This is a genomic window from Stenotrophomonas sp. MYb238 (assembly GCF_009496535.1).
Lineage (GTDB): Bacteria > Pseudomonadota > Gammaproteobacteria > Xanthomonadales > Xanthomonadaceae > Stenotrophomonas.
Genome location: NZ_WIDL01000044.1, coordinates 1 through 8,088, shown reverse-complemented (window position 1 = coordinate 8,088; position 8,088 = coordinate 1). Strand labels below are relative to the sequence as shown.

The 8,088-nt window shown below is 68.8% G+C and carries 5 protein-coding genes; 4 read left to right on the top strand and 1 reads right to left on the bottom strand.

Features of this window, described 5'->3' with window-relative positions:
• Nucleotides 1-663: 663 nt before the first annotated feature.
• Both dnaE and CQ393_RS17830 read left to right on the top strand, forming a co-directional pair.
• Nucleotides 664-4,251, top strand: a complete 3,588-nt coding sequence (gene dnaE, locus CQ393_RS17835) for a DNA polymerase III subunit alpha (RefSeq protein WP_153193652.1) — start codon at nt 664-666, stop codon at nt 4,249-4,251.
• Between the two features lie 76 nt (nt 4,252-4,327).
• Nucleotides 4,328-5,287 carry an acetyl-CoA carboxylase carboxyltransferase subunit alpha gene (locus CQ393_RS17830; RefSeq protein WP_153193650.1) on the top strand — a complete coding sequence of 320 codons (960 nt, stop codon included), beginning with the start codon at nt 4,328-4,330 and terminating at the stop codon, nt 5,285-5,287.
• Between the two features lie 86 nt (nt 5,288-5,373).
• Here CQ393_RS17830 and CQ393_RS17825 read toward each other — a convergent pair whose 3' ends face one another.
• Nucleotides 5,374-5,829, bottom strand: coding sequence for a CopD family protein (locus CQ393_RS17825; protein WP_153193654.1), 456 nt, complete (start codon nt 5,827-5,829; stop codon nt 5,374-5,376).
• A gap of 53 nt (nt 5,830-5,882) precedes the next feature.
• On the opposite strand from CQ393_RS17825, the gene CQ393_RS17820 reads away from it, so the two are divergent.
• On the top strand, nt 5,883-6,479 hold the full coding sequence (locus CQ393_RS17820; protein WP_153193648.1) for a class I SAM-dependent methyltransferase: 597 nt from the start codon (nt 5,883-5,885) through the stop codon (nt 6,477-6,479).
• A gap of 135 nt (nt 6,480-6,614) precedes the next feature.
• Nucleotides 6,615-7,931: a polyhydroxyalkanoate depolymerase gene (gene phaZ, locus CQ393_RS17815; RefSeq protein ID WP_153193646.1), complete on the top strand. Its 1,317-nt coding sequence runs from the start codon at nt 6,615-6,617 to the stop codon at nt 7,929-7,931.
• The last annotated feature ends 157 nt before the right edge of the window (nt 7,932-8,088 follow it).

The following is an 8,088-nucleotide window of genomic DNA, read 5'->3' as shown; positions in this document are numbered from 1 at the left end:
CACGGCCCCTGCCCCGAGCACCGGCGCAGCTTCGCCCCCGTCCGCGACTGCCTCCCCCCCACCCCGTAGGAGCGGCTTCAGCCGCGAAGGGGACTTGCCTGGGTCGCCTGTTCCAAGACCAAGCCTGTTGCACCTCACTCCCCTACCCGAGCAGCGCCACTACCCTGGTAAGCAACGACCTGCCACGCATTCCCGTAGGAGCGGCTTCAGCCGCGAAGGGGCCTTGCCAGATCGCCTGTTCCAAGGCCAAGCCTGTTGCACCTCACTCCCCTGCCCGAGCAGCGCCACTAGCTGGGTAAGCAACGGCTTGCCACGCATTCCCGTAGGAGCGGCTTCAGCCGCGAAGGGGCCTTGCCGGGTCGCCTGTTCCAAAACCAAGCCTGCCGCGCCCCACACCTCTGCCCGAAGCAGCGCCAAGACCCAGTGCATAACTGCCTGCCGCACATGCCGTAGGAGCGGCTTCAGCCGCGAGGGGGCCTTGCCTGTTCCGCAGGGCATGACTTCGGAAACCTGTTACCTCTCGGTCCGGAACCGTGCAAGTCCTTGGGTAAAGCCCCTCGCGGCTGAAGCCGCTCCTACCGTGCGGGGCTGCGTGCGGCGCCTGTCAAGCTTGTTCCATGCGCCCCCCGCCGCTACCCTGCCGTGTCATCGCAGTGATCCGGCATGAGCACTCCCCGCTTCGTCCATCTCCACGTCCACACCGAATTCTCGATGGTGGACTCCACCATCCGCGTCCCGGCCAAGCCCGACCAGGCCGATCCGAAGAAGGCCAAGCAGGCCAACCTTCTCAGCCGTTCGGTGGAAATGCGTGCGCCGGCGCTGGCGGTCACCGACCTGAACAACATGTTCGCGCTGGTGAAGTTCTACAAGGCCGCCGAGGGCGTGGGCATCAAGCCCATCGCCGGCGCCGACGTGCTGATCGCCGAGGACGGCCACGACCCGTGGCGCATGACCCTGCTGTGCCGCGACCGCGAGGGCTACCTGAGCCTGTCGCGCCTGCTCAGCCGCGCCTGGCTGGAGGGCCACCGCCCCGAGGGCGGCGTCGCCGTCCACCCGCAATGGCTGAAGGACGGCTGCCACAACCTGTTCGCGCTGGCCGGGCGCCAGAGCCTGGCCGGGCGCCTGGCCGGCGAAGGCCGCCACGACCTGGCCGAGCAGCAGCTGGCCGACTGGCAGCGCGTGTTCGGCGACGGCCTGCACCTGGAACTGACCCGCACCGGCCGCGACGGCGAGGAGGCCTTCAACCAGTTCGCGCTGATGGCCGCCGGCCAGCGCGGCCTGCCGGTGATCGCCAGCAACGACGTGCGTTTCCTTGAGGAAAAAGACTACGACGCGCACGAGGCGCGCGTGTGCATCTCCACCGGCCGCGTGCTCGACGATCCCAAGCGCCCGCGCGAGTACAGCCGCGAGCAGTACCTGAAGTCACCCGCGCAGATGTGCGAGCTGTTCGCCGACATCCCCGATGCGATCGACAACACCCTGGCGCTGGCGCAGCGCTGCAACGTCGAGATGCGGCTGGGCACCTACTTCCTGCCCAACTACCCGGTGCCCGACGAGGAGACGCTGGATACCTGGATCCAGAAGATGTCGCGCGACGGCCTGGCCGAGCGCCTGGAAAAGAATCCGCTGGCCCCGGGCAAGACCCGCCAGGACTACTTCGAACGACTCGAGTTCGAGCTGGACACCATCATCAAGATGGGCTTCCCCGGCTACTTCCTGATCGTGGCCGACTTCATCCAGTGGGGAAAGAACCAGGGCATCCCGATCGGCCCGGGCCGCGGTTCGGGCGCCGGCTCGCTGGTGGCGTGGGCGCTGAAGATCACCGACCTGGACCCGCTGCCGTACAACCTGCTGTTCGAGCGCTTCCTCAACCCCGAACGCGTGTCGATGCCCGACTTCGACATCGACTTCTGCATGGACCGCCGCGACGAGGTGATCGACTACGTCGCGCGCAAGTACGGCCGCGAACGCGTCAGCCAGATCATCACCTACGGCACCATGGCAGCCAAGGCGGTGGTGCGCGACTCCGGCCGCGTGCTCGGCTTCCCGTACGGCCTGGTCGACGGCGTTTCCAAGCTGATCCCCAACATCCTGGGCATCGGCCTGAAGGACGCGCTGGGCAAGGGCAAGGAAGGGCCGGATTCGGAAATGGCCTCGGCCGAGCTGATCCAGCGCTACCACAGCGAGGACGACGTCCGCGACCTGATCGACCTGGCGCTGCAGCTGGAAGACCTGACCCGCAACGCCGGCAAGCACGCCGGCGGCGTGGTGATCGGGCCCGAGCCGCTGTCCGAGTTCTGCCCGCTGTACGCCGAACACGACGAAGGCAGCCTGGGCAGGAACCCGGTCACCCAGTTCGACAAGAACGACGTGGAAGAAGTGGGCCTGGTGAAGTTCGACTTCCTCGGCCTGCGCACGCTGACCATCATCGACTGGGCGGTGAAGGCGATCAACGTCCGCCACGCGCGCGCCGGCATCCCGCCGGTCGATATCGCCGCGATCCCGCTCGACGACGCGCCCACCTACAGGGACATCTTCGCCAACGGCAACACCGGCGCGGTGTTCCAGTTCGAATCCTCGGGCATGCGCCGCCTGCTGAAGGACGCGCGCCCGGACCGCTTCGAGGACCTGATCGCGCTGGTGTCGCTGTACCGCCCCGGCCCGATGGACCTGATTCCCTCGTTCAACGCGCGCAAGCACGGGCAGGAGGAGATCATCTATCCCGACCCGCGCACCGAGGCCATCCTGAGCGACACCTACGGCATCATGGTGTACCAGGAGCAGGTCATGCAGATGGCGCAGATCGTCGGCGGCTACTCGCTGGGCGGCGCCGACCTGCTGCGCCGCGCGATGGGCAAGAAGGTGCCGGCCGAGATGGCCAAGCACCGCGAGATCTTCCGCGAGGGCGCGGCCAAGGGCGGCGTCGACGGCCCCAAGGCCGACGAGATCTTCGACCTGATGGAGAAGTTCGCCGGCTACGGCTTCAACAAGTCGCACGCTGCCGCCTACGCGCTGGTCAGCTACCAGACCGCCTGGCTCAAGCGCCACTACCCGGCCGAGTTCATGGCCGCGACCCTGTCCTCGGACATGGACAACACCGACAAGGTGGTCGGCTTCCTGGCCGAGGTGCGCAACCTCGGCCTGAACGTGGAACCGCCGCGGGTCAACGCCTCGGCCTACATGTTCGAGGCCTCCAGCGCCGACACCATCCGCTACGGGCTGGGCGCGATCAAGGGCGTCGGCCAGGGCGCCTGCGAGGCGGTGGTGGCCGAGCGCCAGCGCGGCGGCGAATACGCCTCGCTGCTGGATTTCTGCACCCGGGTCGAATCGGCCAAGCTCAACCGCCGCACCCTGGAAGCGATGATCCAGTGCGGCGCGCTCGACGGCCTGGGCCGCAACCGCGCCTCGTTGATGCTGCAGCTGCCCGAGGTGCTCAAGGCCACCGACCAGATGGCGCGCGAGAAGGCGTCCGGCCAGAACTCGCTGTTCGGCGCGCCCGACCCGGTCAACGCCGCCGCGCAGCTGGACCTGCCGGAAAGCCGCGAATGGCCGGTGGCGCAACTGCTCAATGGCGAGCGCGAGACGCTGGGCTTCTACCTCAGCGGCCACCCGTTCGACCCGTACGCCGACGATGTCAAGGAACTGGTCGGCACCGACCTGGGTGCGCTGGACAAGCTGGTCGCGCCGGCGCCGCCGCCGCGCGACGGCGAGAAGCGCAGCTGGCGCCAGGAGGCGCAGGTGATCCTGGCCGGCATGGTCGTGGGCGTGCGCCGCAAGGGCGACAGCCAGGTGTTCGTGCAGTTGGAGGACGGCAGGGGCCGGGTGGAATGCAGCGCCTTCTCCGATGGCCTGGCCGAGTTCGGCCAGCTGATGACCAAGGACCGCATCCTGGTGGTCAAGGGCGGCCTGCGCGAGGACGAGTTCAACGGCGGCTACGCCCTGCGCATCCGCCAGTGCTGGGATTTCGAGCAGCTGTGCGCCGACCACGCGGTGCGGCTGTCGCTGCGCGTGGACGGCCGCGGCGGTCCCATCTGGCAGCGCATCGAACCGCTGCTGGCCACGCACCGCCCGGGGCGCACGCCGATCCGCCTGGACCTGCTGCTGAAGGGCAAGGACGGCGGCGTCGCCGGCATGCTCGACCTCGGCGGCAGCGGCGCGGTACGGGTCAGCACCCAGCTGCTCGACGCCCTGCGCGAGGACCCGGCGGTGCGCCGGGTCAAGCTGGCCTACAGCCCGCCTTGGGCCAGCTAGAGGTCCGGACGGCCGCGTACGGGTCCGGCCGACGCGTTCGGCTACACTTTCCCACTTTCATTCAAGACGGTTTCCGATGAATCCGAATTACCTCGATTTCGAGCAGCCCATCGCCGATCTGGAAGCCAAGATCCAGGACCTGCGCAGCGCCAGCGCAGGCCCGGCGGTCAATGTCGAGGCCGAGGTCCGGGCACTGGAAGACAAGCTGCGCCTGCGTACCGCGCAGATCTTCCGCAACCTGTCGTCCTGGCAGGTGCTGCAGGTGGCGCGCCACCCGTCGCGCCCCTACACCATGGATTACATCGGCATCTTCTGCGACGAGTTCCAGGAGCTGGCCGGCGACCGCGCCTTCGCCGACGACAAGGCGATCGTCGGCGGCCTGGCCCGCATCGGCGGCCGCCCGGTAATGCTGATCGGCCACCAGAAGGGCCGCGACACCAAGGAGAAGATCCGGCGCAACTTCGGCATGCCCAAGCCGGAGGGTTACCGCAAGGCGCTGCGGCTGATGAAGATGGCCGAGCGCTTCGGCCTGCCGGTGCTGACCCTGATCGACACCGCCGGCGCGTGGCCGGGCATCGACGCCGAGGAACGCGGCCAGTCCGAGGCCATCGCCCGCAACCTGATGGAAATGGCCGAGCTGAAGGTGCCGGTGATCTGCACCGTGATCGGCGAGGGCGGCTCCGGCGGCGCGCTGGCGCTGGGCGTGGGCGACCGCACCGTGATGCTGGAATACAGCGTCTATTCGACCATCAGCCCGGAAGGCTGCGCCTCGATCCTGTGGAAGGACGCCGGCAAGAGCAAGGAAGCGGCCGAGCAGCTCGGCATGACCGCCCCGCGCCTGAAGGGCCTGGGCCTGATCGACAAGGTCGTGCGCGAGCCGATCGGCGGCGCCCACCGCAATCCGAAGCAGATGGGCCGGCGCCTGAAGGCGGTGCTGCTAAACGAACTGGACGCGCTGGAAAAGCTGCCGGTCGACGAACTGCTGGCCAAGCGTTACGCGCGCCTGCGCGGCTACGGCGCCTACGAGGCGGCGTAAGCCCGCTTCCCCCGCGCTGAAGACGAAAGGCCGGCATCCGCCGGCCTTTTCGTTTCAACCGAAGGGGCAGGCCAGCCAGCCGCGGCTCAGAACGGCTTGGCCAGCACCAGGTAGACGATGGCGATGAACAGCAGCAGCGGCAGCTCGTTGAACCAGCGCAGCGTGCGCGACGACGGCAGCGCCCGGCCCTTGGCCACGCCCTTGAGCCAGCGCCCGGTGAAGATGAAATAGACCAGCAGCAACGCCACCAGCCCCAGCTTGGCATGCAGCCAGCCGGCGGCCCCGGGCGCGACCATGGTGCGGAAGTCGGGCAGGAAGCGGTAGCCCAGCCACAGCACCAGCCCCAGCAGGAAAGCGAGGCCGAACATGGCGTGGCCGAAGCGGTACAGGCGCCGCCCCATCAGCTGCAGGCGCTCGCCGACCTGCATCTGCCCGGCGGTCTCGGCGAGGTTGACCAGGATGCGCGGCAGGTAGAACACCGCCGCCATCCACGCCACCACGAACACGATGTGGAAGGTCTTGACCCATTCGTACATGCGCAGCTCCGCGGCGTTAGGATGGGCGCCATTTTCGCCCATCCGCTCCCGACACGCACATGCAGGAAAAGCAGTACGACGCGGCCTACTTCCAGCGCTGGTATCGCCGCGGCGACATCGGCGGTCCCGCGCGGCTGGCGCGCAAGGTGCAGCTGGCCGTGGCCACGGCCGAGTACTACCTGGAGCGCCCGGTCCGCAGCGTGCTCGACGTCGGCTGCGGCGAAGGCGCCTGGCGCGCACCGCTGCTGAAACTGCGGCCGAAGCTGCGGTACATGGGCTTCGACGGCAGCGAGTACGCGGTGCGGCGCTACGGCCGCACCCGCGACCTGCACCTGGCGCGCTTCGGCGATTTCCAGTGGCTGCGCCCGTGCGCGCCGGTGGACCTGCTGGTGTGCTCGGACGTCATGCACTACGTGCCCGACCGCGAACTGCGGCAGGGACTGGCCGGCCTGGCCGAACTGTGCGGCGGCGTGGCCTTCCTGGAGACCTTCGCCGCCGAGGATGAATTCCACGGCGACCACGACGGTTTCCAGCCGCGCCCTGCGCGCTGGTACCGGCGCCAGCTGCGCGATGCCGGCTTCCGCGCGGCCGGCTCGCACTGCTGGCTGGGTCCGGTGCTCGGCCAAGACGTAGCCGCACTGGAAAGCTCCCCCTGAAAGCCGGGTGCCGGCCGCTGGCCGGCAACTTCGCACTCCGGGCGCCAGTTCCGCAGGCGGCACTGCGCCTTAACGCCGCCCGCGCCGGTTTACGCTATGCTGCATGGCACCATATGACCATACATATTGCCCGGCATGCTCTATCAACTGCATGAGATGACCCGCAATCTGCTGGCGCCCTGGGTCCACCAGGCGCAGGCCAACGCGGCGTTCTTCAACAACCCGGGGCACTGGTGGTCGTCCATGCCCGGCGCCGACCGGCTGGCGGCGGTGAACGAGCTGTTCCACCGCATCGGCAAGGACTACGAGAAACCGGAGTGGGACATCCACGAGCTGGAGCTCGAGGGCGAGGTCGTGCCCATCGCCCAGCTCACCGAGATCGAGAAGCCGTTCTGCCGGCTGCTGCGCTTCAAGCGCCACAGCAACGACAGCGCCCGGGTCGAAGCCCTGCTCGCCCAGCCGGTCGTGCTGGTGGTGGCGCCGCTGTCCGGCCACCACGCCACCCTGCTGCGCGACACCGTGCGCACCCTGCTGCGCGACCACCGCGTCTACGTCACCGACTGGGTCGATGCGCGCATGGTGCCGGTGGAAGAAGGCGAGTTCGGCCTGGACGACTACGTCGAATACGTGCAGGAGTTCATCCGCCACCTCGGCGCGGCGGACCTGCATGTGGTCAGCGTCTGCCAGCCGACCGTGCCGGTGCTCGGCGCGGTGTCGCTGATGGCCAGCCGCGGCGAGCCCACCCCGCGTTCGCTGGTGATGATGGGCGGCCCCATCGACGCCCGCCGCAGCCCCACCGCGGTCAACAACCTGGCCACGCGCAACCCGCTGTCGTGGTTCGAGAACAACGTCATCCACAGCGTGCCGGCGCCGTACCCCGGCCAGGGCCGCCGCGTGTACCCCGGCTTCCTGCAGCACGCCGGCTTCGTGTCGATGAACCCCAGCCGCCACCTGATGTCGCACTGGGATTTCTACACCGACCTGGTCAAGGGCGACCTGGACGACGCCAACGCCCACCGCCGCTTCTACGACGAATACAACGCGGTGCTGGACATGCCCGCGCGTTTCTACCTGGACACCATCCGCGTGGTGTTCCAGGAATTCCTGCTGCCGCGCGGGCAGTGGCATGTGCGCGGCGAACGCGTGGACCCGTCCGCGATCCGCGACACCGCGCTGCTGAGCATCGAAGGCGAGCTGGACGACATCGCCGGCCTCGGCCAGACCGAGGCCGCGCAGGCACTGTGCACCGGCATCCCGGCCGCGCGCCGCAGCCACTTCATCGTCGAGGGCGCCGGCCATTACGGCATCTTCAGCGGCCGCCGCTGGCGCGAGGTGGTCTATCCGAAGGTGCGCGACTTCTTCAGCGCGCAGTCGCAGCCGGCGGCCGCGAAGAAGCCGCGCAAGACCGCCGCCAGCAACGTCACGCCGCTGCGCCGTCGCGCGCAGCGCTGAGCGGCCACGCTCAGTAGTCGTAACGGAACATGACGCCCAGCGTGCGCGGCCGCAGCCGGTTGCCGATGCCGGCAGCGGTGCGGGCGTTGAGCGCGCCGTTGTCGTCGGTCAGGTTCTCGCCGTACAGGTAGCCGGACCAGCCGCTGGGCGACTCCAG

Bases quoted from the DNA above. Each gene is read 5' to 3' on its own strand.
- phaZ (WP_153193646.1), top strand. From the start codon at position 6,615: ATGCTCTATCAACTGCATGAGATGACCCGCAATCTGCTGGCGCCCTGG.
- dnaE (WP_153193652.1), top strand. From the start codon at position 664: ATGAGCACTCCCCGCTTCGTCCATCTCCACGTCCACACCGAATTCTCG.
- CQ393_RS17820 (WP_153193648.1), top strand. From the start codon at position 5,883: ATGCAGGAAAAGCAGTACGACGCGGCCTACTTCCAGCGCTGGTATCGC.
- CQ393_RS17830 (WP_153193650.1), top strand. From the start codon at position 4,328: ATGAATCCGAATTACCTCGATTTCGAGCAGCCCATCGCCGATCTGGAA.